At 31.9% G+C, this 26,269-nt stretch carries 29 protein-coding genes and 2 pseudogenes; 5 read left to right on the top strand and 26 right to left on the bottom strand.

Annotation, left to right across the window (positions count from 1 at the left end):
- Positions 1-241 precede the first annotated feature (241 nt).
- From CHU92_RS07875 to CHU92_RS07890, 4 genes are all read left to right on the top strand, one after another.
- Positions 242-841 (top strand): carboxymuconolactone decarboxylase family protein, encoded by a 600-nt coding sequence (locus tag CHU92_RS07875; protein ID WP_094414338.1) that lies wholly within the window; start codon positions 242-244, stop codon positions 839-841.
- A 71-nt stretch (positions 842-912) separates the two neighbouring features.
- Complete coding sequence (locus CHU92_RS07880; RefSeq protein ID WP_094414340.1) at positions 913-1,734, top strand: helix-turn-helix domain-containing protein; 822 nt, start codon at positions 913-915, stop codon at positions 1,732-1,734.
- A gap of 105 nt (positions 1,735-1,839) precedes the next feature.
- Positions 1,840-2,376: a carboxymuconolactone decarboxylase family protein gene (locus CHU92_RS07885; protein ID WP_094414342.1), complete on the top strand. Its 537-nt coding sequence runs from the start codon at positions 1,840-1,842 to the stop codon at positions 2,374-2,376.
- A 44-nt stretch (positions 2,377-2,420) separates the two neighbouring features.
- Positions 2,421-2,819 carry a hypothetical protein gene (locus tag CHU92_RS07890; RefSeq protein ID WP_094414344.1) on the top strand — a complete coding sequence of 133 codons (399 nt, stop codon included), beginning with the start codon at positions 2,421-2,423 and terminating at the stop codon, positions 2,817-2,819.
- Positions 2,820-2,863: 44 nt separating this feature from the next.
- On the opposite strand, the gene CHU92_RS07895 is transcribed toward CHU92_RS07890, so the two are convergent.
- From CHU92_RS07895 to CHU92_RS07950, 12 genes are all read right to left on the bottom strand, one after another.
- Positions 2,864-3,547: a hypothetical protein gene (locus CHU92_RS07895; RefSeq protein ID WP_129583031.1), complete on the bottom strand. Its 684-nt coding sequence runs from the start codon at positions 3,545-3,547 to the stop codon at positions 2,864-2,866.
- A gap of 60 nt (positions 3,548-3,607) precedes the next feature.
- A complete protein-coding gene (locus CHU92_RS07900) occupies positions 3,608-3,874 on the bottom strand; it encodes a hypothetical protein (RefSeq protein ID WP_094484991.1) in 267 nt (88 codons plus the stop codon).
- Positions 3,871-4,422 (bottom strand): RNA polymerase sigma factor, encoded by a 552-nt coding sequence (locus tag CHU92_RS07905; protein ID WP_094414350.1) that lies wholly within the window; start codon positions 4,420-4,422, stop codon positions 3,871-3,873. The genes CHU92_RS07900 and CHU92_RS07905 overlap by 4 nt, the downstream gene beginning before the upstream one ends.
- The gene (mptB, locus tag CHU92_RS07910) at positions 4,415-5,737 is read right to left on the bottom strand and encodes a polyprenol phosphomannose-dependent alpha 1,6 mannosyltransferase MptB (protein WP_094414351.1); all 1,323 of its coding nucleotides are present in this window, start codon (positions 5,735-5,737) and stop codon (positions 4,415-4,417) included. Before mptB ends, CHU92_RS07905 begins: the two co-directional genes overlap by 8 nt.
- Positions 5,738-5,739: 2 nt before the next feature.
- The gene (locus CHU92_RS07915) at positions 5,740-7,221 is read right to left on the bottom strand and encodes a cellulose synthase family protein (RefSeq protein WP_094414353.1); all 1,482 of its coding nucleotides are present in this window, start codon (positions 7,219-7,221) and stop codon (positions 5,740-5,742) included.
- Between the two features lies 1 nt (position 7,222).
- Positions 7,223-7,912, bottom strand: a complete 690-nt coding sequence (locus CHU92_RS07920) for a glycosyltransferase family 2 protein (protein WP_094414355.1) — start codon at positions 7,910-7,912, stop codon at positions 7,223-7,225.
- Positions 7,912-8,304 carry a toxin-antitoxin system YwqK family antitoxin gene (locus CHU92_RS07925; protein ID WP_094414357.1) on the bottom strand — a complete coding sequence of 131 codons (393 nt, stop codon included), beginning with the start codon at positions 8,302-8,304 and terminating at the stop codon, positions 7,912-7,914. The genes CHU92_RS07920 and CHU92_RS07925 overlap by 1 nt, the downstream gene beginning before the upstream one ends.
- 37 nt (positions 8,305-8,341) lie before the next feature.
- Entirely contained in the window at positions 8,342-9,931 is a 1,590-nt protein-coding gene (locus tag CHU92_RS07930) for a 4Fe-4S binding protein (protein WP_094414359.1), read from the bottom strand.
- A 1-nt stretch (position 9,932) separates the two neighbouring features.
- Positions 9,933-11,237: an NAD(P)/FAD-dependent oxidoreductase gene (locus CHU92_RS07935; protein ID WP_094414361.1), complete on the bottom strand. Its 1,305-nt coding sequence runs from the start codon at positions 11,235-11,237 to the stop codon at positions 9,933-9,935.
- 40 nt (positions 11,238-11,277) lie between these two features.
- Positions 11,278-12,156, bottom strand: a complete 879-nt coding sequence (locus CHU92_RS07940; protein WP_094414391.1) for a transporter family protein — start codon at positions 12,154-12,156, stop codon at positions 11,278-11,280.
- A gap of 21 nt (positions 12,157-12,177) precedes the next feature.
- Positions 12,178-12,888 (bottom strand): DUF547 domain-containing protein, encoded by a 711-nt coding sequence (locus CHU92_RS07945; RefSeq protein WP_094414363.1) that lies wholly within the window; start codon positions 12,886-12,888, stop codon positions 12,178-12,180.
- Between the two features lie 173 nt (positions 12,889-13,061).
- Complete coding sequence (locus CHU92_RS07950) at positions 13,062-13,919, bottom strand: anti-sigma factor (RefSeq protein WP_094414365.1); 858 nt, start codon at positions 13,917-13,919, stop codon at positions 13,062-13,064.
- Between the two features lie 155 nt (positions 13,920-14,074).
- Here CHU92_RS07950 and CHU92_RS07955 point away from each other — a divergent pair, with 155 nt between their 5' ends.
- Positions 14,075-15,331 carry a BamA/TamA family outer membrane protein gene (locus CHU92_RS07955; protein ID WP_094414367.1) on the top strand — a complete coding sequence of 419 codons (1,257 nt, stop codon included), beginning with the start codon at positions 14,075-14,077 and terminating at the stop codon, positions 15,329-15,331.
- A gap of 188 nt (positions 15,332-15,519) precedes the next feature.
- On the opposite strand, the gene CHU92_RS07960 is transcribed toward CHU92_RS07955, so the two are convergent.
- The 14 genes and pseudogenes from CHU92_RS07960 to CHU92_RS08020 all read right to left on the bottom strand — a co-directional run bounded on the left by CHU92_RS07960 (position 15,520) and on the right by CHU92_RS08020 (position 26,158).
- Positions 15,520-16,242 (bottom strand): DM13 domain-containing protein, encoded by a 723-nt coding sequence (locus tag CHU92_RS07960; protein ID WP_094414369.1) that lies wholly within the window; start codon positions 16,240-16,242, stop codon positions 15,520-15,522.
- A 61-nt stretch (positions 16,243-16,303) separates the two neighbouring features.
- Positions 16,304-17,143: an AraC family transcriptional regulator gene (locus CHU92_RS07965; protein WP_094414371.1), complete on the bottom strand. Its 840-nt coding sequence runs from the start codon at positions 17,141-17,143 to the stop codon at positions 16,304-16,306.
- Positions 17,144-17,836 (bottom strand): TIGR04283 family arsenosugar biosynthesis glycosyltransferase, encoded by a 693-nt coding sequence (locus CHU92_RS07970; protein WP_094414373.1) that lies wholly within the window; start codon positions 17,834-17,836, stop codon positions 17,144-17,146. It lies immediately after the preceding gene.
- Complete coding sequence (locus tag CHU92_RS07975) at positions 17,829-18,584, bottom strand: DUF547 domain-containing protein (RefSeq protein WP_094414375.1); 756 nt, start codon at positions 18,582-18,584, stop codon at positions 17,829-17,831. The genes CHU92_RS07970 and CHU92_RS07975 overlap by 8 nt, the downstream gene beginning before the upstream one ends.
- 54 nt (positions 18,585-18,638) lie before the next feature.
- Positions 18,639-19,511, bottom strand: a complete 873-nt coding sequence (locus CHU92_RS07980) for a sterol desaturase family protein (RefSeq protein WP_094414377.1) — start codon at positions 19,509-19,511, stop codon at positions 18,639-18,641.
- Positions 19,512-19,520: 9 nt separating this feature from the next.
- Positions 19,521-20,492 carry an arsenosugar biosynthesis arsenite methyltransferase ArsM gene (gene arsM, locus CHU92_RS07985; protein WP_094414379.1) on the bottom strand — a complete coding sequence of 324 codons (972 nt, stop codon included), beginning with the start codon at positions 20,490-20,492 and terminating at the stop codon, positions 19,521-19,523.
- An 87-nt stretch (positions 20,493-20,579) separates the two neighbouring features.
- Positions 20,580-21,122: pseudogene (locus CHU92_RS07990) on the bottom strand (type I restriction endonuclease); the annotation flags it as partial.
- A 153-nt stretch (positions 21,123-21,275) separates the two neighbouring features.
- Positions 21,276-22,102: pseudogene (locus tag CHU92_RS07995) on the bottom strand (IS982 family transposase); the annotation flags it as partial.
- An 85-nt stretch (positions 22,103-22,187) separates the two neighbouring features.
- On the bottom strand, positions 22,188-22,838 hold the full coding sequence (locus CHU92_RS16005; protein ID WP_207759819.1) for an MIP/aquaporin family protein: 651 nt from the start codon (positions 22,836-22,838) through the stop codon (positions 22,188-22,190).
- Positions 22,839-23,651 (bottom strand): purine-nucleoside phosphorylase, encoded by an 813-nt coding sequence (locus CHU92_RS16010; protein ID WP_207759820.1) that lies wholly within the window; start codon positions 23,649-23,651, stop codon positions 22,839-22,841.
- A 2-nt stretch (positions 23,652-23,653) separates the two neighbouring features.
- A complete protein-coding gene (locus CHU92_RS08005) occupies positions 23,654-24,253 on the bottom strand; it encodes a TIGR04282 family arsenosugar biosynthesis glycosyltransferase (protein ID WP_094414383.1) in 600 nt (199 codons plus the stop codon).
- 2 nt (positions 24,254-24,255) lie between these two features.
- Positions 24,256-25,311, bottom strand: coding sequence for an arsenosugar biosynthesis radical SAM (seleno)protein ArsS (arsS, locus tag CHU92_RS08010; RefSeq protein ID WP_094414385.1), 1,056 nt, complete (start codon positions 25,309-25,311; stop codon positions 24,256-24,258).
- A 14-nt stretch (positions 25,312-25,325) separates the two neighbouring features.
- A complete protein-coding gene (locus tag CHU92_RS08015) occupies positions 25,326-25,661 on the bottom strand; it encodes an arsenosugar biosynthesis-associated peroxidase-like protein (RefSeq protein ID WP_094414387.1) in 336 nt (111 codons plus the stop codon).
- 11 nt (positions 25,662-25,672) lie between these two features.
- Entirely contained in the window at positions 25,673-26,158 is a 486-nt protein-coding gene (locus CHU92_RS08020; RefSeq protein WP_094414389.1) for a rhodanese-like domain-containing protein, read from the bottom strand.
- Positions 26,159-26,269: the final 111 nt, after the last annotated feature.

A 26,269-nucleotide genomic window follows, 5' to 3' on the forward strand; every position in this document is an offset into this window, starting at 1 on the left:
AAACTAAAATCTACTTGGCCTGTTGCACTTATAACTTGAACATGGCGAATGTTAAAGTATAAAAAGAGCGATATTGAATTCGATGCTGTCAATCGACAACTTGTCTACGACTTGGACTACTTTTTGAGATTTGAAAGGGTACACAATTCTACACAAATCTTTATCAATTATTCCTTTTAATTTTATTCTGACAAATAGTTTGCTTTAGTTTGTGAATGATAACATTCAAAAAACAAATAAAATGCTTAATCCACTTGTAAGTCCTCTTGAAAATCCTAATGATGCAGAGCTTCAAAAATTAATTACCTTTTATAATGAAACATTAGGATTTTGCCCTAATAGTATAAAAACAATGTTTCGTAGACCTGAAATTGCATATGCTTTTATTAATTTGAACAAAGCGGTTATGGATAATAAAGGTAATGTTACCAGTGATTTAAAAAGGTTTATTGGATTCATTTCTAGTCATCAAGCAGGTTGCCGTTATTGTCAAGCTCACACAATAAGAGCTGCAGAGCGATATGATGCCGCTCAAGAAAAGTTAGAAAATATTTGGGAGTTTCAAACTCACCCTGCTTTTTCAGAAGCTGAGAGAGTTGCTTTGGAATTCGCTTTAAAAAGCTCAGCAATTCCAAATCAAGTAGATGATGAAATTGCTACTAAAATGCGTTTACATTGGACAGATGATGAAATTGTTGAAATTTTAGGAGTTGTCGCTTTATTCGGATTTTTGAACCGCTGGAACGATAGCATGGGTACACCAATAGAGGAAGGAGCAAACGAAAGCGGTTTGATTTATTTAGAGTCCAAAGGTTGGAATGCTGGAAAGCATGCTTACTAACCTTTATAATTTATTCATTTTTGAATATTAGCAACTAAAAATTACAATCATTATTAAATTCCATTCAAATTATGTTTTTTAAAGGACAAAATAATGAACATTTAATTGTAAAAGAAATTAACAGCAACGCTTGCTATTTGCAAAAGGAGTCATCCGACAATGCCTTGACTTTTCTTTGGTTCGAAATGAATAACAATATGATTACGATAGATGGTATTGATTATTCATTTAAAAAAAACCAGCTAGTCTGCCTAACAGAATTACATAAAATTGATATTTCAAAAGTTTGTAACGCTAAAATGCTACGTTTCAATAGGTCGTTTTACTGTATTATTGATCATGATAGTGAGGTAGGCTGTAAAGGGATTTTATTCTTCGGAGCTTCACAACTGCCTATTATTACAATCCCAGATATAGAAGTTGAAAAGTTTCATATTATGTGGAGAATGATTGAAATTGAGATGGAATCTACAGATAATTTACAACTCGAAATGTTACAGTCAATGCTAAAAAGGTTTGTCATCTTAAGTACAAGAATTTACAAAAACCAAGAACCATATAACAAAATTGATAACAATCAGATTGATATTGTTAGGGAATATAATTTTTTAGTTGAAAACCACTTTAAAACAAAGCATACCGTAGCAGAATACGCTGACTTACTTAATAAATCACCTAAAACACTTTCTAATCTTTTTTCAAAGCTTTCTAAAAAATCACCATTACAATATATTCAAGAGAGAAAAATGCTAGAGGCAAGAAGACTTTTAAAGTATACAGACAAAAGTATTAAAGAAATTGCGTTTGAAATAGGTTTTGAAGAAATTCAAACTTTTAGTCGCTTTTTTAAAAACTACGAAGGCGTTTCTCCATCTGATTTCAGAGAAAAATAGCAAAAGGGAAAAATTACCTACTTATCGGGCAAAGTTACCTAACATTACCCTTTTTTATTGCCACATCTTTGCATTGTTAAATTAATAATCATAAAATTATAAACAATGACAAAATTTTCAGTTCCCACCCGAGGAGATGTATCGGAAAACAATCAATCCATTTTTGACAATCTTAAAAATGCTTTAGGTTTTGTACCAAATCTGTATGCTTATTATGCTAAAAACGAAACAGCATTAGGCGACTATTTAACTTTTCAAAACAGAAAGAGCACTTTAAAAGCTAAAGAAAGAGAAGTTATCAATTTGATTACAAGTCAAATCAATGGATGCTTGTATTGTCAGTCGGCACACACTCTAATTGGTAAAATGAATGGCTTTACAGATGAGCAAGTAATTGAACTTAGAAAAGGAAGTGCCTCATTTGATTCAAAATTAGATGCCTTAGTAAAATTTGTAAAAGCAGTGGTAGAAAATAAAGCCAAAGTAAATCAAGAGGTAAAAGATAATTTCTTTGCAGCTGGTTATAGCGAAGCAAATTTGATTGATGTTGTTATTGTTATTGGAGATAAAGTAATTAGTAACTATATCCACAATCTTGCCGGTTTTGAAATTGACTTTCCACTTGCACCGGAGCTTTCTTAATCTTTAACTATTCATAAATTAATAACATTTAAAATTAAATCAAAATGAAAAAACAATTTTTAACTTTCGTATTAGTAGCCGTTGCTACACTATTTTCTTCCAACATTTCTTTTGCTCAATCAAAAGAGCAGAAAGTAACCGTGATTGATTTATCTCAAACAACGGGTGAATTCAATGTTAAAGGCTTACAATTAAAACCGGGTAAATATCAGTTTAAAGTAACCAACATAGATGTCAACAAAGAAGTAGGTTTTGTAATTCAAAAGGCTTCAGACAAAAATATGGATGTAATGAAAACGGCTTTAGAAAACTCTTTTACTACTGCATTAATTAAAAAAGGTGATACTCAACTTACAGGAGTTGTTGAGTTAAAAGAGGGGGAATATGTTTACTCGTGTCCTTTAAATCCTACGCCGCATTATGCTATTAGTGTGAAGAAGTAATTACAGTTTGTTTACAAAAAAACAGCGTATTAAAAAGAGATTTTCTATAACAGAGAATCTCTTTTTGCGTTGATTCTTTTTTTGTAATTAACCACTAATTTAAAACATTGCATTAGTGTTAAACCTAAGAACAACACTGCAAAAATACTATTGAAATAAGCATTAATTTTGAAATCACTTTGTTGAATAAAAAAGTGTGAAGTGTGAGCAAATACTAACATTCCTGTAAAAGTACCTACTAAAACACCGACTATAAAAATAGAGTTGTTGTGCTTGTTCGGATTTAATTTTTTTGTTCTGAATAAATAGATAAAGATGCCTGCCCAATACGGCCATTGAATAAAATTCAAGACATTAAGAAACAAACCCAGCAAAAAAGGATAACTGGATAACGGAAATTGCGAAAGTGAAGATGACGTTACATTGTAATTTGTAAAGAAATAATAGCTCAGTAAAGCAAAAAACAAAACGGTAAAAACGTCAATAAACAACATTAAGTTTTTTTGTTTCACCAACCATTTGGCACCGATGCTCACTGATTTTAACATAAAAAATTGAATAACAACAATACCGAACACAAATAATACATGACTAATGATTCCCTGTTGAAGTAAGATTTGTAGTCCAACCACATTAATATAACCCAAGGGTAAGGAACCTAAAAGACTGATGAAAAAGCCAAGAAATATTGGATTCATTTTTGGGAAATAGGTATCCAATGATTTCATTTTGTGAGCGGTTGAGTGAGACTGTTTTTAAGTTTTCAGTAGTTTACATCTTTTTCACTACTATTTGAAATTGCTTTTTAAAGTAGAAATAATTGCTGCTTTTTTCTCTTCAGATAAAACAGTTGTTTCTTCATTTGAAGTTGAAAGTGAATTTTCAATAATGTCGTTTTGGTACTGATAGTTATGGCACGCTTTGCAAATCAATTTATGATATTCCAATATAAACTGTTCTTTTTTAGTGCGTTCCGATGGATTAATACTGATAATGGCAGATACTCTTTTGCAAGAATATAACAAATAAGGTAAAATTTTTCTAAGATTTATCATTTTGACTCTACGCATTTTTTTAATAGTAACTTGGCTCTGTGAATAATCTGCCAATAATTAGACGTAGTGATTCCTAATTCCTGACAAATAACTTCTGTTTTTTGATTGGAAAAATATTTATAACTGATAGCTAAATTCCATTTTTCAGGTAAATTGGATATACATTCTTTTAATTTACTTTCTACTCGCTCAACGCTACTCTTATCATTTTCATTCCAAATTTTTTCATCCAGTTCATTCAACCAAAAATTTTCATTGTCAAACATTGTATTGGTTAAAGTGATTCCGTTTTTTTCAATGGAAGTGAATTTTGTGGAATAATTGGCTCGATGATGGTCAATAATTTTATTATTTAAAATAGCAATTAGCCAGGTTTTGGGCGAACTTCTATTCTCAAATTGATTGATTTTTTTTAAAGCTATGATAAATGTTTCTTGAACCAAATCTTCCGCAATTTCTTTGGAATTTGTTTTATGGAAAGCCCAATTATAGAGTATATCACCATATAAATGAACCCATTTTTCCACTATTTTCAGGTGATCATCCATTGCTGATAATTTTTCTAGGTGGGATTAATTCGTAAAAAAGAATAGTAAAAACAAGCCCATATTCAATCAAAAGTAAAATATAATTTTCTTTAAATGGTGTATTTGAATAGGCAAAATAACTTAAAATAACCAAGTACGACCAACTAATAGGAAATTTAAATCGCGTAAAGAGTGACAAAAACACAACGTTAATGATGTACCAAGGATGCACGGTGGTTGATATGAAAAAGTAAATGGAGAGAGCAAAAAGTGCGTTTGAAAAAAGGTGTATCGCAGGTTTATTTTTTTTAAATACAGCAAAGTATAAAAAGACTAATAAGGTAACAAAGGGTGTATACTTTCCCACAGTTTGAATGATATTATAGCCTTTCACATAAAAGCCAATTTCACGAACAATATAGTATAAACTGGCATTAAACTCAAAATTGGTAAACCAAAGCCCAATAGTTTTGGAATAATTTGAAACTAATTCAGCGGAATAAAGAGGCAGAAAAGTTAATAATACAATACTCAATACAACACTGTAAAAGTAGCTACTTTTTTTAAGACCAAGTTGGTGAAACAAAAAAGGGAGCAGTAATAAGGTAAGTAATTTTGTGGCTATGGAAAGAGCAATGAATAGTGCGGCAACTACAATTTTTTCTTTGAAGAAATAATACATTCCTAACGTAAAAAGGAAAAGCATTACGCCTTCAAAATGAAGGTTTGCTGTAAGCTCGATAATCACTAATGGATTCAAAAAGTAAAGAAATATTTTCTTCGGATTTTGATGAAGATGAAGCAAAATTTTTCTACCAAAATGGTATATTCCAATGTCGGATACTAAAATAATTAGTTTTAGAATTAAAGCATTACAAAAAATTGAATTAGGACTTAAATAACTTGAAATTCCAAAAAGAAGCTGATTAATTGGCGGATAATTGGAATAATGTGCAGCGCTCAATACTCCCATTTTGTTGTACAATTCTTGAGCATTAGGTATAGAAGTACTGTTGATGATTTGATCAGGTGTATTCAAATACGGATTAAATCCTTGACACACTAAATTACCATCCCATATAAAACGATAAAAATCTTGTGACCAAAAGGGTATCCCAAATAGAAAAAGCATTCTAAAAAGAATACCTAAATAAAAAAGCCGTTTTTCGGTAATCGATTCATTTTTATAGAGTGCAATGAAACTAAAAAAGGCTACTGTATAGCATCCAAATAAGGCAATAAAATTATCTCTTGGATAGGTATATGCTACGTCTAAGTATGCAAGTACTGTTGCAATAATTGCAAAAAAATAGAAATATTTGGATGAATAATTCAAGCTTAGGTATTTTTAAACGAATTAAAAAACACAAAACTAAATCCGAAAATGAGCATTAAGTGAAACGGGTATAATGCAAAATCATTGAAATGATATCCGGCAATTAAACCAAATAAAAAGTAAAGCATTAGTAAGCCTTCAAAAATGGTATATTTTGATATTTTTTTTGAAATATAACTGTTTTCTTTCCACTTTTCTTTTAATGCTTCTATGTTAAGTTTTGGCGTTCTGATGAATTCACTTTTCTTGCCAAATAGTCCTTCCAAAACAGCAATTGAGTTTTGAAAAGAAAATCCCATCGCAATACTGTAAAACGTAAAAAAGAGGCCTGTGTATTTCGAAAAATTTACAAAACCTTTGCCTTCAATAACTTTATAGGTATTCCAGTAACAGATAAAGAATATGATTGAAGTGACAATGAAAAAGACCATGATGTCAAAATATAAACTGATATGACTGTACTGATTTTTAATAAACAAAACCGGAATACTCAATACGGCCATGGTGAATATGCACAAAAACATGGAGCTGTTGAGCAAGTGCAATAATCCGTGTAGTTTTGTTTTTAATGGAAGGGAAGTAGAGTTCATCACTCGGTGTTTCATTTTTACAAAGTTCTCCGCTCCGCCTTTATTCCATCGAAATTGTTGGGAGCGAGCAGCACTTAAAATGGCGGGCAATTCAGCCGGTGTGACCACATCTTCCAGAAAAATGAATTCCCATTTCTTTAATTGTGCCCGGTAGCTTAGATCCAAATCTTCGGTTAAGGTATCGCTTTCCCAATTACCGGCATCAAGTATGCATTTTTTTCTCCATATGCCGGCTGTTCCATTAAAGTTTATTAAATGCAATTTAGAATTTCTGCCCACTTGTTCCAACGTAAAATGTGCATCCAACGCAAAAGCTTGAATTTTTGTTAGGATTGAATATTTTTTGTTAAGATGACCCCATCTCGTTTGAACTACGCCAATTTTATCGTTTTTAAAATAAGGAACCGTTTTCAGGAGCCAATCTTTTTCCGGTAAAAAGTCGGCATCAAAAATGGCGATGAATTCACCTTTGGCTATTGCTAAGCCTTCTTTCAATGCACCGGCTTTAAAACCAATCCTATTGGTGCGGGTGATATGTTTGATAGCAATGCCGGTTTGTGCAATTTGATGAACCAACTTTGATGTTTGTATAACACTGTCATCAGTACTATCATCTAAAACTTGTATTTCCAGTTTATCAGATGGATATTGTAATTTTGAAACTTGAATTAGCAACCTTTCCACCACATATTTTTCATTATAAATAGGCAGTTGAATGGTGATATGCGGTATTTCGTTTGGATTTGTAAAATCGAATTGCTCATGTTTTTTCCTTGTTTTTTTACTTTTCAAGTAATTAAAAAGCAAGTTAAGCTGTGCCAAACCATACAAGAACATTAATAAAATGGCAATGCTGTAAATAATTAAAATTATATAAGAAAGTGTGCTGATCATCTTATTTGAATGCGTATTTGAAAATCCAACCTATTATTTTTATTCCTGCCATGATGGTTCCTTTGACTGTACCCGATACTTTTGAAGTTCCAATTCTGTTTTTATAACGAACAGGAACTTCTACATAACTCATTTTTTGTTTCATTACTTTTAATTGCATTTCCACAGTCCAACCATAGGTTTTGTCCTCCATTTTTAGTTGCCTCAATTTATGGTATTTTATGGCTCTAAATGGACCTAAATCTGTAAATTTAGCATTGAAAAATAGTTTCATTAAAAAACAAGCCAGCCAATTACCAAAAATTTGTTGAGGTGTCATAGCTCCTTTTTCACATAACTGTTTTACTCTGGCTCCAATTACGAAATCAATCTTATGGTTAATTATGGGTTCAATTAAATGCGATAATTCTTCTGGATAATCGGAATAATCGCCATCTAAAAAAACAACTATTTCGGGTTTTATCTCCAGCTGTTCGATGTATTCCAGGCCTTTTAAACAGGCGTAACCATATCCTTTTCGATGTTCTGAAAGTACTGTAGCACCAGCGTTTTTGGCAACCTCTTCCGTTTTATCAGTTGAATTGTTGCTAATTACAATGATTTCATCGACACAATCAGGAATTTCTGCAATTACTTTAGCAATTGCATTTTCTTCATTGAAAGCCGGTATGATTACTTTAATTCTATTCACTAAAAGTCTATATTATCTTTTTTAAATTCATTTAAATCGGTCCACGTTTTTACTTTTTTTCCATTGGTGTATTTTTCTGCTTTTGAAATTTTTCCTTTGGAGTACACTATCGTTAATCCGTTCAATTTATTGTTTTTGTGTTCACATTTTTTTACAATGGTTCCCTTTTTATCATAATATACCCACCATTTCGTTTTTTTATTATCCAAATAATGACCTTCTTCTTTTTTGTTTCCGTTTTCATAATAGTAAAACCAATAATCTGTTTTTTCATCATTCAATATCCAGCCTTCTGCCTTCATTTTGCCGTTTTCAAAATACAATTTGACATATTCTTTTTCGGTAAAAGAAGTCAGTAAAATCACTAAAATAAGCAGTTGTATTTGTTTCATTTCAATTGTTTTGAATCTATCCTTGCCAAAACTGACTTTATTTTTGATTAATCAAATCAAGTAAATTCACATCATTTCCCAGTAAAATGTCATTTGAATTGATTCTTCCTTTTTCGGATGCATTTTCTAATTTTAAAACGCCACGTGGACAAACAGCAGAACAAATTCCGCATCCTACACAGGATGAACGTACGATATTTTCGCCTTTTTGGGCATAAGCTCTTACATCAATTCCCATTTCACAATACGTTGAGCAATTTCCACAAGAAATACATTGTCCGCCATTGGTAGTAATTCTAAATTTTGAAAACAATCTTTGTTGAAATCCCAAAATTGCTGCCATCGGACAACCAAAGCGACACCAAGAACGACTACCTAAAATAGGATAGAAACCGGTTCCAATAACACCCGAAAAAATAGAGCCTATGTACAAACCATAAGCGGAACGCAGCGTACTTCCTTGAATAAAAAACACTTCTTGGGTAGTTCCTGTAAAATGAAGTACCAACAAGAGTAGGATTACTACAAAAAATCCAATAGCACCTATTTTTGCATCTTTACCAAGTTCTTTTCCTTTAAAATAGAGCACAATACCAAAAACAACACTTAAAAATGCAATGACAGCCATGATGAATACGTCACGGGTTAACCAAAAATTATTGCTATCATAGCCTAAATAGGTATAAACCATGGCCACAGTCATCACCACAGAGAAAACCAAAACGATATGAACCAACCATCGTTCTAATTTCCAAGCCGATAATTTCTTTGATGAGAGTTGACGAAAAGAATCACCAGCAGTCTCGGCCAATCCGCCACAACCACAAACCCATGAACAATACCAGCGTTTGCCATATTTATAAGTTAAAATGGGAGAAATGACAAAAATAGAAAGTATTCCAAACAAAATAAGTCCTAAACCAATTGTGCCGTTAGATAAAAATCCATTTACAGACCACTCGTCAAAAATATAGTAATTGAGTGGCCAAATGGATTTTAGATCATAGTAAGGCAAATCACTATTCATTACATACATAAATTCTGGAATCAAAAAGGCAAAACCTAACTGAAAAAACATGACAGAAAGTGTTCGAACTTGTTGGTAACGATTATGTTTGTATTTTAACATAAACTTGTAGCCAAATATAAAAATAGCAACAGTATAAAGTGTTCCATATACAAACCATTGACTGGCATTCCTTCCACTCAATAATTGGCTTAACGGATCAAACAAACTGATGAGACCCGAATTTGGATTGCCATTTTCACCTAATCCTAAATACGTTGGAAGGAAATAAAGTACAATATAAAATGTAGTTAGAATAATGCCAACAATCCAACCCCAAAGACCTCGAGAAGAAATGGACTTAAACCAAACGCCATCATTTTTTATACCTTCTAACTTATTCAAATAAGCATCTCTTGCATAAATAACTGTTCCGATACTGATGGCAGCTAATGATAAACCTAAAGAAACTGCTCTATTAGGAAAATCAAAATTCAAAAATGCCAACATCATGATAAATAGACCTATAATTCCGATAGCTAATGCTACTTTTTGTTTCGTTGAAATGTCGGTAGCATCTGGTTTTGCCAACGACATACTATGATTGACTTTAGTAATCATTTTATACGATTTGAAGTTGGTGATTATATGCTTCTAAAATTTCTCTTTCATAATGTTTATAAAATTCGGGATCAAAATTAGCTTCTGATAAATGCTGTATTACATAATCTATTTCTCGTTGCTCTGTTAGCCATTTATCAAACGTTTCATGACGCATACGAATTCCAAAAGTGTTGATACCTAAAAACTTCTTTGTTTCTTTATGATAGGCAACCGTGATACATTTGGTATCATCTTTGTGTTTCCAATGAAAATGCTCTTCAAATTGGGATTTCATTTTTTCACTAAAAACCCAACCATACGTTTGGTATTCAATAGCAAAAAATTTAGCAGAATTAAACCAATGTCCGGGATTATATTGCATAGGATTTCCGCAAATAGTTTGTGCTAAAGTTTCACCCATCATCCTTCCTGTGTACCAAACAGCTTCAATTGGACGTCTTTTTCCTATGGCTTCATGTTGTTCGGCACAGTCACCAATAGCATAAACATCTTTTATATTGGTTTCTAAAAAACGATTTACTTTCACGCCACGTCCCAATTCAATTTTAGAAGATTTTAAGAAATCAACATTAGGTGATACACCCGCTGTTAAACCTACTACATTACAAGCAATCTCTTCACCAGTATTCTCAATTGTAACCGATTTTACAAAACCGTTTTCATCTGCATTTATGGATTTTAAATTGGTTGACAAACGCAAATCAATGTGATTGTTTTTGATATGACGATTAATCATTGCACTTTCACCTTGTGGCAAAACACCATTCCAAAAACTATCTTCACGAACTAAAAAGGTGACAGGAATATTTCTGGAATGTAACATTTCTGCCAATTCAATACCAATCAATCCACCGCCTACGATTACCGCTCTTTTACAAATTTGATTGTTGGGAGCATATTTCTCTAGGTTTTCTAAATCTTGTTTGTGATACATACCCATTACGCCTTTCAAATCTTGACCTGGCCAACCAAATTTACTGGGTTTTGATCCCGTTGCGATGACAAGTTTATCATATTTTAAAACTTCCCCTGAAGAAAAAATGACAAGTTTACTATCCGTATCTACATTTTTTACAAAAGCTTTTTTTAGATCAATACGATTTTTTTTCCAAAACCAATTTTCATAAGGTTGCGTATGTTCAAACTTCATGTGTCCCATGAAAACATACATCAAAGCAGTTCTTGAAAAAAAGTAATCTGATTCTGATGAAATGATTGTAATCTTTTTTTCTGATTGCTTTCTAATATGCCTTGCTAGAGTAACTCCCGATATACCATTGCCTATTATTACAACATGCTCCATTTTGATCTTATTTAAACTTAAAAGAGGAATTTAGATTTCTTTAAAAAATGGCTCGTAGCCCTAAATTAAATGATTGACCCAGTCCACTATCACTGCCTCTCACAAATTTACTATATAAAACTTCTACATTTAATGTTTTAGTGAGTTGGTATTTTGAACCGGCTCCTAAAGCAGAATAATTTTGTTCAAACTCATTCCCTAAGTCTACCAATTGAGCATGTTGAATAAAACCCAAAACTGTGAATTTTGATGTTGGGAAATAACTCAGGAAAACACCAGGAGCCAATTCAATGCTATTGTTTGCAAAACCTTCGTCTTTGTTGCCCAAAAATAAACGGGTTCCAAATTCAGAGAATAATTGAAATTTATTGCCCGGGAAAGTGTAATCATAAAAAAAGCGGTTTTGCCAAATAAAACTTTTTTGTGCCAAGAAACCGTTTTCATCACTCTCTTTGTCAAAAACCGGAATAAAAAATGAACTTTGAATAGAGAATCTAGGAAGCGAATTGAAAGGAGCTATTTTAACTGACGGAGCAATATGACCTAACCCACTTCTTGCTTCACCTGTTTCATTTTGAAAAGAGAAGACACTACCCGCACTTTTGTCCGCGAATGAGTTTGAACGATACTCCACAATTAAACCAACATTAAATTTCTTGTTGTTACTGGCTCCAGTGAAGACTTCAACAGATGTTGTAAAAAAAGTAGATCTCGGTACTTCAAATGTTTCGCCATTTCTGTCTTCTTTGGTTTGTGTGTATAAATTATTAAACCATTTGATGTCCCATTTTCCTTTTTCTAACAGTTTTGAAGGAGTATAGGTTTGAATATTGGATTGTTCCGTTTCTTCAATTTCTTGTGAAAATGAGAATTGAACCAATAAAATACTAACTAGTATTGATAATTTTAGTGATTTCATACGCAACATGTTTGTTCTACATTAATGTTTATTTAAGCTCCAATCGTAGGTGTAAAAAGCTACTTTAAAATTGGCAGGAATTGGCTCTGATTTGTATTTATTTAAAAAATCGATATACGAACTTTTAGTGGATATGAAATCTTCTTTGTACCATTCGAATATTTGGGATATTTCCACTTTTTTGCTTTTTACATTGACTTTGATAAAATCCGGATTATTGATAGCCAATTTGGTTTGTTGTTCCAATTGGTGTTCTAAATTTTCAGGAGTGTAAGCAAAGTTTGTTATCGGTGGACAACCATTTGCTCCACACACCAACACAAAATGAATTCTAGCATCTTTGTATTTTTCCCGAATCATTTTATTTTCAATATCATTTAGCGTTAGTTTGGTACCTGCAACGGTATATTTTGTTTTGTCAAAAACACCGGTTATATCCATTGGCGATTTTATAGGATATTTTTCTACAATGGCATTAATCATCACGATGTTGTAAGCATTAATAAAAAATGCTTTATTGACTTTTGGGTCATTGGATAGACTGAATGTTGCAATTTGTTTAACTAAATCTTCCAGTGTTTTAGGGTCTTTTTTAATAGCCTCATAATTTACTTTTTTAGCTTGCACATATTTTTTCAGGAAAATGTCTGTGTTTGAAAAAAAAGAAGTTTCTTGAGCAATTGATTTAGTACTATAAAACAGCACTACTACTAAAAATAATATTTTTTTCATTTTAATTTATGCTATAGGTTAAGGTTAAATATAGTTAGATTGGATTTCAAAAATATACTAGTCAAAAGGATAGTTTTGTCAGATTCTTGCACAACTCTTTAATTAGTAAGATGGAGGCTTTGTTTAAACCTCCATCTTATTTAAAATTATACTTCTTTTAAAGAACAGTACTATTACCTTGAAACCGTTCCTGTTGGAAAAGATAGTAAACTTCTTTCCATATTTATGGTTGTACCCGTTACAGCCGGATTTGCAACATTATGTGATAATGGTTTTAGTGTAAACGGCATTGGCGAATTATCGGGGAATGGCTCAACCGAAATCACTAAAGTGGCACCGCTCAAATTTGCCGGAAAGGTCAATCCTGACGGAGCATTCACTAAAAAGTCTTCACCCGGAAATGGAGGAGAAGGCATCATACCTGAATAGATGGCTGACATATCAGGGCCATTCGGATTTGTAAATGCACCTGTACTTAATACGGTACCATTGCTCACTACCCAGCCCTCATACTTCCAACCGGCATCTAATGTTGGTAAATTTAACCCTACACTTGGTCCGTTTCCATCCATAAACCAAACTCCTGCGTTTGGGTTTGCGTTACCGTTTGTTGGCGTGCCAAGTAGATATTTTCCGGTTGACGTACTAAAATTACCAATTATTCCGGTAGAAACAGAGGCTGTTGACCCACTGAATGAACCGGCAAGGTATTTAGTGTTTGAAGGAGCAGGGTCAGGGTCATTCGTTGGTTCAATACTAAGCACGAAATCGGTAGCGTTGTTAAGTTGAGCTCTGTCAACGTCAAACTGTGTTTTGGATAGTGCACCAGCATCATTAACTGTAAATGTTCCTGTGGTAACCGGTGTTCCATTGACCACAATCCAACCTTCATAAACAAAATTTGATCCTAGGTTTTCCAAACCACTAAGGTTTAAAGTTAAGGAAGCAGTTGAAGCTGCATCATCATCAGAACTACACGAAATGGTGAGAGCTGTCAACAAGACAAGGGGAAAAAAAATTTTTTTTTTCATAGCATTTTTTTTTAAGTGTTAGGATATAATTTTATAATAAAACAAATTTTTATTTTTTCATTGACTCATCCATTTACCATTTTTCCTTATTAGTTGACAATTTTACTAAAAGCGTTAAACGTTTAAAGATTTCTGTAGATATTTGTGAAAAAAACATGAAAAACAGCCTTTTTATTCTTTTTCTTTCGTGTAGTTCACTCTTTGCTCAAAAAGATAGGGTAGGACTTATATCTTGGAATGGTGTAAAAAAAATGAACGTTAATTTCATGACTGAATTTATTGAAACGAAAGTGAACGAACAATTGGATTCTTTAAAATTAGACAATGATGTTGCGGCATTAACTCGCTTGAATGGTGTTTCCAACGTAACTTATACGGTTACAAAGTCAGCAGATGAAACGTTTAATGTTACTTATACGGTAATAGAAAATTGGAGCATCTTACCTAATCTTCAACTATGGACAACAGATGAAGCAGAAGCCGCTTATCGAATCGGAGTATTTGATTATAATTTTTTAGGAAGAAATAATACTTTAGGAGGCTATTATCAATCGAATGGTATTTCTTCATTCGGATTATTCTTTTCTGCTCCTTTTTTGTTTTCTGCAAATTTTGGGATTGAAAGTAGTTATCAAAAATTAGCCAGCATTGAACCCATTTTTATCAATGCATTGCCAGCCCGATATGAATATAGCAATACAGGAGTTGAGATATTAGGTGTTTATCGATTGAATTTCAGGAATTCTGTTAAATTCGGGGCTACTGTTTTTTCAGAAAAGTATCAATACCGTTCCGGTTCAACTGCTGAGAATGTGCCGCAATTTTTTGAAGTTGATAAAATTATGTTGAAGTCGAACTATACTTTTGATAACTTGAAATATGATTTTTATTTGGTCAACGGATTTCGTAGCAACTTTTTTGGTCAATATGTTTTTAGTTCCAATGCCTTTCAAAATGAATTTATTATCGCTTGGAATGACTTTTCCTATTTCAAACGAATAGGAAAAACAGGGAATTGGGCCAGTAGATTGCGATTAGGATTATCTTCCAATGATGAAAGTCCGTTCGCTCCGTTTTCTTTAGACAATAATTTAAACATTCGCGGTGTGGGTAATATTATTGATCGCGGAACCGGAGTGCTGGTTTTTAACACGGAGTACCGAACAACGATTTATGAAAAAAATTGGTTTGTTTTACAAGGTAATGCCTTTATAGATTCCGGTAGTTGGCGCCAACCTGGCGGAAATTTCAATGATTTTATAGATTCAGAAAATTTTAGAATTTATTCTGGAATTGGGTTGCGATTTATACATAAAACCATTTTTAATGCCACATTTAGAATTGATTATGGATATGGAATAACAAGAAATTCTTCAAGCGGAATTGTATTTGGTATAGGACAATATTTTTAAATATTACTGATTTGTATCTTTTATTCCAATTATTATTATAAAATCCAAGATGGAATTTTTTAAATTTATATTGATTTTTCAGCTTAAGCACAAGTTGTAAAATAAAAATGTTTTATAATTGAAAAATGCGGTGAGAGAACACACCGCATTCAAAGCTTAAATTAAATATACTAAACAAATTAAAATCATTAATTATCCAGACTAATTTTTTTTATAGAAGTATTATTATTGTAATCGGTAAAATAAAGAAAATAAATACCGCTATCTAAATGCGTTAAATCTAAACTTGTTTTAGATTTAAAAGTTTCATTTATTTCAACAACTTTTTGACCTAATGATGAATATATTTGAAATAACTTTATTTCGGTAGATTCATCAATGTCTATCGAAATAATACCTTTAGATGGATTGGGATACAATTTGATATTGTGGGCAGAAAAGGATGCAGTAGATAGAGTGGTACAATTAGAAGCCGTAAATGGCATAAAACTTCCAAAGTCCCAAAAAGCATTAAACTGTTGGCAATAAAAATAAATTGTATTGAAATTAGAGATATTGAATCCGTTGGGAATTGTTTGTGTAAAACTAGCCACACCATTTCCAGTAACTAATCCCATTTCAATTCTAGGGCGCGATAAAAAATTATTGGTTATTCTCAGCTGGGCATTTGTAAGTGTTCCTCTATCAACTAAAAAAATCCGAACATCAGGACCAGACGCAGTAGAAAAATTGCTGCCTAAATTTACTGTAACAGTATTGTTTTCATTTAGTACTACTGAAACCATTCCTGAAACATTATAACTTGGAATACTAGTATTGTTTCCAAAACCTGTTCCGTTAGCAGTGCATTGTGCCTTTGCTGAAGCAAAACAAAGTAAGCCAAAGACATAAAGTAAAATTTTCTTTTTCATAACATTTTATTTATACAAAGTTATAAAAATCAAATAATTATAATTATACAATTTTTCCTGATTAATTGTCAATTGTTCTGTTTTTGTCTCTAAATTCTGTTGGAGATTGCCCTTCTTTATTTTTGAAAAATCGACTAAAGGAAGTAACATCTTCAAATCCCAATTCAAAAGCGATTTCTTTCACAATTTTTTGGGTAAATAACAATTGTCTTTTAGCTTCTATATGAATTCTATCTTGTATCACTTTTAGTGGTGTTTTTTCTGAGTGCAAAGTAAAAAGATTAGTCAACGACTTTGCTGGTTTATTCATTAAATTAGCATATTCAAAAACGGTGTGCATTTTTTTATAATGCATTTCAACCAATAAATTAAATTCTCTAATTGTATCTAATTTGTTAACATGAAGTCTTAATGATTTGTTTTGTTTTTTATAGATTCGGGTAGAAAGAATTAAAAAACGTTTCAAGAGCATCAACAACATTTGACCGTGTAAATTGTCTCGCGATTCAAACTCGCTTAGGAATACCATCCAAAGTAATTTGAATTTAGGTAATTGTAATTCATCCAAATCAATAACTGGAATCTTTTCATTGGCAAAGAATAGCACACCATTGCAACCAATTTCTTTATCAAAAAACTCAGAACTGTAAAATTCTCTGTTAAAACGGATTAGGTTAATTTCATCCATTTTTGAAATGACAATATCATGCATGTCAGTTAAAAACAAAATTTGATTAAGTAACAAGGGATATTCTACGCCATCAATAATTAATGTTGTGTCTCTTTGATCATTCCAAAAAATACGCAAGTAATCTCCTTTATATTGATTTAACCAAACTGCATCCTCTTTTTTGATGGTTGCAATATGAAAATACTCATTTAATGAACCTTTGTATTCCATTTAACTAATTTTTTTTTTATAATAATTTAACATGCTTTCATTAGAATGCCCTAGCTTTTGCTTTAAATGAATTACTGTAAAGTGATATTGTAACTTCCAAGCACCATTAATTCGATACCTTCTAGCTGAAGTAATGAGATATTTTGGAATAACTACAAATTGTTTTTCTTGATAGAGTCGCTTGATAATTTCATTGTCTTCATAAATAATATAGCTTTCATTAAAACCATTAATTTTATCAAATAAATGCTTAGCTACAAATAAAGATTGATCCCCACCTCGACATGAAATATGATTAAATCTTGTAAACCACTGAGAAACTAAAAGTACAGGATGATTGTAATCAAATTTCATACGAAAGCAACCTGCTAAATTACCTTTATCAACTTGTTTTATTATTTCTAAATCAAAATCTGTAGGTGGAAAACTATCACAATGCAAAAAATACAAAATAGAACCTTTAGCAATTTTTGCTCCAGCATTCATTTGTTTTGCTCTTCCCTTTTCTGTCTGAACCAAAATGACATTTTTGATACCTTGAACGAGATTTTGAGAACCATCTGAACTACCACCATCTACTACAATAACTTCATATGAATAGGTCTTTGAAATCGTTTTTTCTATATGCAACAAAAGCCGATGTATGGCATCGACTTCATTGAGAATTGGAATTATTATAGAAACTTTAATCATTTAAACTCCAGTTATACTCTTTATATTTAACCTTAGCATTCTTATTAATCTTAACAGCACTGTATTGATTCAAATAATCGATAACAGTTCCTTTTGTTTTAAAATCTCCCGAAAACCAATCAAATATTTTTGATATTTCAATATTATTAGCAGTAATTGTGTTTTTAGTTTTATCATTTATAAATGCTTTTGCTCCAGCCTCTAATTGACTTTCTAATTTAGCTTCTGTATAAGCTTGATTTGATAAATTTGGACAAGAGAAAGAAGCACAGTTTATCGCAAAATGAATTCTTGGTTCGTTCATTTTTCTCAATATTTCATGCTCAATTTCTTCTAAACTATATTTTTTTGTTCCTAAAGTGAAAAACTTTTTACCCCAAGGATCTTTAATATCTTTTATACTTTTTAAAGGATAATTATCTAAAATAAGTTTTACTGTATAGGCATTATAGGCATTTATCCAATAAGCTAAAATCGCATTTCGAGACCATGATTTTTGAGGTACATTTGCGGCTAATTCATCCAAATAAACTTGTAATGCTTTTGCATCTTTCTTAAATCCTTTGTAATCTACATTCCCTTTATCTGTAACATATTTTTGCAATAGCACATGCCACTTTTGATGATCTATTACTTTAATTGAATTTTGATTTTCTACTGCATAAGCCCATTCTGGAATGCTATTTTCGTTTGAATTTGCACACGATAAAAAAGGCAATAAGGCTATTATAAAAATTATTTTTCTCATTTTTATTTTATTTAATTTTAAGAATAGTCGAAACTTTTACGAATTCCTGACAAACTATTTTTTAAAAGGATAAAGTTCTTGTTGCAAAAAGTCTTGAGGAAATTCATCTTCATCTGAAAAACCTAATTCTATATCTCTTCCATCGCTCGGTATATGATGGGTTTTAAATATATAATCCCAAACACTCAAAGAAATACCAAAATTTGCCCCATACTTAGAAGGTAATATTTTGCTATGATGCCAAATGTGCATTTTAGGATTATTGAAAATATATTTTAAAACACCGTAATCCCAACCAATATTAGCATGATTCAAATGACCAATAGTAATGGCAATAAAATGCACAACAAACACATCTTCAAGAGCAAAACCACCAATTAATATTAATGGAATATATTGTATGGATTTGTACACTACTGCTTCCATCCAATTATAACGAAACTGAGTGGCAAAACCCATTTGCTTAGGAGAATGGTGCGTTTTGTGAATGTTCCATAAAAAAGGAATGCGATGCAGCAAGCGATGTATATTCCATTGTACAAAATCACTCAATACAAAAAACAAAAGCAATCCAAATGGTTTTGGCAATTCTGATAAAGAAAACAATTGAATTGAAGTCAATTGAAGACCAAAAAGACTTAAAAAATCATTAAATAATGCTTCTGTAACGTTGGATAATGCAATCAGTAAAAGTAAATTCAATAAGAAAAAATTGAAAAACATATAAAACAAATCCAACCAAAAATCCTTACGAAAAATGGGTTGGTTTTTTCGCCATGGAAAAGCAAGTTCTAACAACCAAACAGCCAAGGAAATAAGGAGTAAACCATAAAAATAATTATCCCATTTCCAAAACAAAATTTCGCTTTTTAAGTAGTTAAAATAACCACTATAAGAGTGCAATATAAGTTCTAAATACTTTTCCATAATACATTTTTAACAACATCCACCTCCATTGTAATGATAGGTACTTTCGCTAATAAAAATATCTTTTCTATTTAATGAAGCTATGGCAGCAGCCGTTTTATCACAAATGGCTAATGGCTGATTTTTCATTAAGATATGACCTTTCTTATCATCAAAATAATCTTCCTTTCCAAAATAAATGGCAGCTTTACCTGTAAAAACACATGGACCATCTGCTGGCATTGGGTCTTTAATGGCACAAACTTCTATACTTTCAATATAAATTAACTCATCAGTTGGATAGTTCTCTGTATCTAATATTCTATAAGGACGTCTGCCTCTTATTTCAATAGTACCAAAACCAACATCAGTTAACGCTTTAATATAATCAGCAATGGGAATACTACCACTTAAACATAAAGCTCGTAAATGGTCATCATTTCGTAAAGTTTCATTCATTTCTTGTTCACATGTTGGGTCACTCATAACCAAACGTCCGTGAGGCTTTAAAACTCGATACATTTCTTCTAATGCTTTTTTTAAGTCCTCAGCTTTAAAAATATTAAAAAGACAGTTTTGTGCAGCAACATCAATACTTTCATTTTCAATAGGTAAATTCAATGCATCGCCTTTTTTGAGTTCAACAAATTCACTTTTGAACCACTCATTTTGCTTTTCTGCTTCTATAAAGTTTTTGCGAGAAGCTTCTAACATTTCATCAACAACATCAACGCCAATTACACCACCTTTTTTACGAGAGAAATAGGCAAATTGTAACAACTCCATTCCGCCACCAACACCAACATATAAAACTTTTGGATTGTTGATTAAATCTTGTGCCGAAATTGTGCTTCCGCAACCATAATTCATTTCTTGCATTATAATAGGAATTTCAAGACCTGGAAATTTCCATATAGGAGTTGTTGTACAGCATAAACCAACATCTGGTGTTAATGCTGCTTGCTTGTATAAATCGTTTGTTGCGTCTAAATAATTTTCCATTTTATTTTTATTTAAGAGTTATTTCTAATTGTTTTTGATTAACCCGTTGGGTGAAATTAAATTAATTGATTTTTGATGTTATTTATNGTTAAACGCTTCACGAATAGCAACACCACGTTTCTTTAATTCAACTTGAACCAATGGCAATCCGTTTACCAAAATAGTTACATCGTAGCGATTTGCATGAGTGCCTTTCAGTTCAAATTGTGATATTACCTGTACTTTATTTCGGGTGATATTCTTTTTGTCAACCAAATAGATGTTTTGGATATGACCATCATCAAAAACGAAATCGTAGATATAGTTGTCGTGTATTTTTCTGGTTTTCTCAATAAGGTTATCGCTTGGCTTGTCCAAATATTCTTCCACAAAACGAGACCATTCTCCATCCGAAAATTCCATATTGTTGAGCGATTGCAATTGTACTCTCACATTCGCCAACATCGCTTCAAGCGTATTTAAGTTTGTTGGATTTTCGTAACCTTGATTGATTAGGTCTTGAATAAATTCCTTTTCCAGTGCTGCCTCTGTTTGATAAACAGCAGGTGCTTCATTCACCTCAAAATGTTTGGTGAATTTATCCAACACGATAAAGTTGTTTGATTCTGCTATGGTTTTAAATGTGCTCATGCCGTTTCGTTCTTAGGAAAGGTTAGTAATAAATCACGATAATACTCGTACTGTTTTTTTCTTAACTCAATTTCTTTCGGCAGTCCTTCGCTTATTGAAGTAGTGAGTATGTCGAATTTATCAAGGATGGTAACAATACGTTCTTGTTCCNATTTTGGCTAAAATTCGGGTTTTAAATCCTTCAAAAGTTTTAGCATAATTTCTTCTAATTAAAAACTGGTCACATAATTGCGAGAACAATGTTTCTATTCTTTTTCTGGATTTTCTAAAAACATACGGCTGTGGTTTATAATTCACTTGATTCATTCTTTTTGGTGTTTGCAATTTAATATTTGCTGATTGGAATAAATCCAGTTGTATACTATCAGATAGATATCCTCTGTCTCCAAGCAGCACACAATCAGACATTTGCTGTTTTATATTTTTCAAAAAATGAATATCATGAACTTCCGCTTTTGTAATGTCTAACGAATGGAAAACACCAGTAACAGAACAAACGCCATGAAGCTTATATCCGAAGAACCAACTATTTTGTGAAGCACAAAATCCTTTTGAGGGAGCCGTTTCAAAATCGTCTTTACAGATTTTTATCCTGTTATGTCGTGAAAATTTACAAATCTCTAAAGGCATACTGTCAACAATAAAATAGTCTTCAAAACACATAAATTTAGCAGCTAACTCTGTTCTAATTTGTTCAGAAAACAAAAACAACTTTTTACGTCTTTTATTAAATTGACTACGCTCAATTAAATTGGATATTTCACCTGGAAGTAGCTGTTTGAAAAGTGAATTTTCACTGTCGATTGACATAAATTCTGCTGTCAAACTCAAGGCAACTACTTCTATATCAGACATTTTTGGCTTTCTGCCAATTCCTGATTTAAAATCTAACTCAAAATTGCTTCGCCAATTCGCTTTGCTCGGGTCAAAGAACTTATAACTTCTAAAACTCTAAAATAATTTTTAACTATATTTGTCATAAATGTTGGTTGTTTTGCGACTTCAAGATACTGATTTTCAGTATCTTGACCAACATTTGTTCAATTTATTTTACTTCAAATAATTTCACCCAACGGGTTTTTGATTAATATATTTCCAAATGATAACCGACGTAATTGCTCCCAAAGTAGGCGCTAGTAAGTAAAGCCATAGATGTTCTAAATGTGTTGAAACAAGTGCTGGTGCAAGTGATCTAACAGGATTCATCGATGCTCCACAAATGGGACCTGCAAACATTGCTTCTAATGTAACTACCGAACCAATAGCTGATCCAGCAAACATTCCTTGTTCTTTCGAGCCGTGAGCAACATTCAAAATAACCATCATTAACAAAAAAGTGAGTATAAATTCCAATACAAAAGATTGAAAATTGCTTCCTGTGGGTAAGGTTGAACCTAAAAATTCGTTGGCAGGAAATAGTGAATGCAAAGTAAAACTTGCTAAAACAGCTCCAAAAATTTGACTAATGATGTAAGGCAAAACATCCTTGGTATCAAACTTCTTTGCAACTGCAAAAGCGATTGTAACCGCAGGATTAAAATGAGCTCCAGAAATATTCCCTAAGGCATAAATCATAGACATAACTATCAATCCAAAAGTAAAAGCTACACCAACGTGGGTAATCGTTCCTCCTGTTTCCTGATTGATAATTATAGCACCAGTTCCACAAAATACAATGGCAAATGTTCCTATTATTTCTGAAATATATCTTCTCATTTACAATTTTACTATTTCTTTAAAAAGGGTAATCATTTTGGGTTCAGCTTGACCAGCCAAAGCAATGATTTCGGCAATATTTACTGGTTTCAAATCGTCCGGATTACATTCGTCAGTCAAAACGGAGACAGCAAGAACGGGTAACCCTAAATGGTTGGCAACAATAACTTCGGGAACAGTACTCATTCCGACGGCATCGGCACCAATAATTTTGAGGTAACGATATTCAGCCTTGGTTTCTAATTGTGGACCAACAACGGCAGCATAAACTCCTTTGTGTAAAGTAATATTCTGATTTTTAGCAATTTCAACAATCGAATGACGTAAATTCAAATTATAAGGTTCGCTCATATCGGTAAAGCGTTCGCCAAACTCGGAAACATTTGCAAATGCCAATGGTGAACCTCCTTGTAAATTGATATGGTCTTCAATAAGCATTAAATCTCCTTTTTTGAAGTCTAAATTTATGGCTCCAGCGGCGTTTGAAATTAGTAATTTTTGAATGCCCAATGCTCTTAAAACTCGAATGGAAAATGTAATTTCTTGCAAAGAATACCCTTCATATAAATGAAATCGTCCTTGCATTACAACTATTTTTTTATTTTCAAATGTTCCAAAAATCAATTTACCAGAATGAAATTCAACTGTCGAAACTGGAAAATTTGGAATATCAGCATAATTTATTTCACATTCGATAGTTAAATGATTCACTAATTGTCCAAGCCCAGTGCCTAATACAATACCAATTTCTGGATGGAGAAACCCTTTTTCTTTAAGAAAACTTGTAGTGATGTCTATTGTTTTTGCATTCATTTCTATAAATATTTTTGAAATTCAGGAATGTTTTTAATGTCTTCGATAGTGTCAATATCATTCTTCATTTTTATAAATGCTGTTTGAATATGCGATAAATTAGTTAAGGTATCTGCTAAAACACTGTTAGTGCCCCAATTTTTATTTTCGAATATACCATTCGGAATTGACTTTAAACCCAAAAGATAATAACCACCATCTTCAGCTGGACCAATAACTACTTCATTTGTATCTAATAACAAAAAAGCATCTTCAATATCTTTTGAATCAAGCGTTGGCAAATCAGAACCTACAATAACAATTTTATTGAAGCCATCTTCAAATCCTTTTTCAAAAGCATGCTGCATTCGCATTCCTAAATCGGTTCCTTGCTGAATGTCTTTCTCAAATGTGGTATTATCCCAAATATCATGTAAAGTAATGGCTTCAGAATATAATACACGTTTAGTGGCATTGACTTGTGAGATGCAATTTTTAGTGTGTGTTAATAAATACACATAAACTTCAAGAGCATTTTTTTCGCCAATAGTTGCTGCTAATCTGGTTTTTACTTTTCCTAATTCAGGATTTCTAGTAAAAACTAAAACTAATTTCTTTTCCATGATTATGCTACCGTACCTTGACAACTACTTCCTGATCCTGCGGTGCACCCATAACAATGTTGAGAAATTACAATGTCACGATCACTTAATGATGCCTCATTATATTCCGAAATATGCTGCTCTTTTGAGGCTACTTTTAAGCCTAACATTTGGTTGAAATCACAGTCATATAAATAACCATCCCAACTAACAGAAATGGTATTGGTACACATCACATTACCAACGGCTTTTGGATTAAATGCTTCTACTAAAGCATTCATATAATCTTCATAATTATCTGATGCTATTAAGTAATCTAAAAATCTACTAATTGGAATATTCGTAATGGCAAATAGATTATTAAAATCGATATCAAAATCTTCTTTTAAAGCTTTCTTGAAATCTTTTTCAAGTGCCATTTGATCTGTTGGAAGAAATGCTCCAGAAGGATTATATACTAAATCTAATTTAAGTGGACTTCCTTCTTTTCCATAACCAACATCATTAAGCATTTGTAATGCTTTGATTGATTTATCAAAAACACCATCACCTCTTTGCTTATCTGTTTTTTCCCTCTTATAAAAGGGTAAAGATGAAATAACATGAATATTATGTTTAGCAAAAAACTCAGGTAAGTCATGATATTTTTTATTCGCTAAAATAATGGTTAGATTAGAACGTACTATAAAATCTTTTACGCCTAATTTAGAAGCTTCTTCAACAAACCAACGAAGATTAGGATTCATTTCAGGAGCACCTCCAGTTAAATCTAATGTATTGACAGAAGTTGTTTTTAATACATCCAAAATGTGCTCCATGGTTTCGACAGTCATAATTTCTTTCCTATCTGGACCAGCATCTACATGACAATGTGCACAAACTTGATTACACATGTAACCTACATTAATTTGTAAAATCTCAATTTTATTTGGGCGTAAAGGAAATTGGTCAATTCCTTTAAGTTTATTGGCAAAAGTGGGTAAAGATCCGTCTTTAAAAAAACCATTAGATAAAATTTCTAATTGTTTTTCCGTTTTTGAAAGCTCACTTTTTTTTGCTTGTAATGATTTTGCTAACATTCACTCTAATTAAATTACATTGATAATTTGTCATACTTGTTCATCATTTGGACACCATGCACTAAAGAAGCACCTCCTCTAATGGCTGCCGCTACATGTAAAGCTTCCATCATTTCCTCTTTAGTAATTCCTCTTTTCAAACCATCTCCTGTGTAAGCATCAATGCAATAAGGACATTGAACGGTATGAGCAACTGCCAATGCAATTAATGATTTTTCTCTTGCTTTTAAACTTCCTTCTTCAAAAACTTTCCCATAGTATTCGAAGAATTTTGAACCTAATTCCTCATTCCATTCTGATATTTTTCCAAATTTTTTCAAATCTGATGGATCGTAGTACGTTTTTTCCATGATGCTATATATTAATAAGTTTGAATTCCTTTTTTTAGATATTTACTCCATTCTTTACTATACGTATGTACATATTCTGTCTCTTGCTCTGAATGATTAAATACTTTATAACCATTATTTTTCCATTCAAAAATGCCTCCATAAAGATTAAAAACATTAGAATAGCCTAACTTCAATAATTTTTCTCCAATTTTTTCACTTCTTACACCAATAGAACAATAAACTATAATTGTTGTATTCTTATCTTTTATTTCTTCTAAAACTAATTTTTGATTGAACTTGTTATAACCTACATGTATAGCTCCCTTAATATGGCTCGTATTATATTCAATCAATTCTCTTGCATCTAAAAAGACTACAGGTGACTTAATCGAAGCTTGTTTAACATTTATATACGAAACACGCTCTGAATTGTATTTTTTTAATACTTCAGGAATAGTTTTCTGACCATAAATTACAGTAGAAAAAAGGAAAAGAATAAGGAAGAAATGTCGCATAATTACATTTTTATCTAATTTAGACGAAAACGTTTTGAATTCCTGACAAAAAGGTATTGATTTTATTCTAAGTACACGACAAAAATTGTATTAAATTAATTTCCAGCTTAT

Source organism: Flavobacterium cyanobacteriorum (assembly GCF_002251835.1).
GTDB lineage: Bacteria > Bacteroidota > Bacteroidia > Flavobacteriales > Flavobacteriaceae > Flavobacterium > Flavobacterium cyanobacteriorum.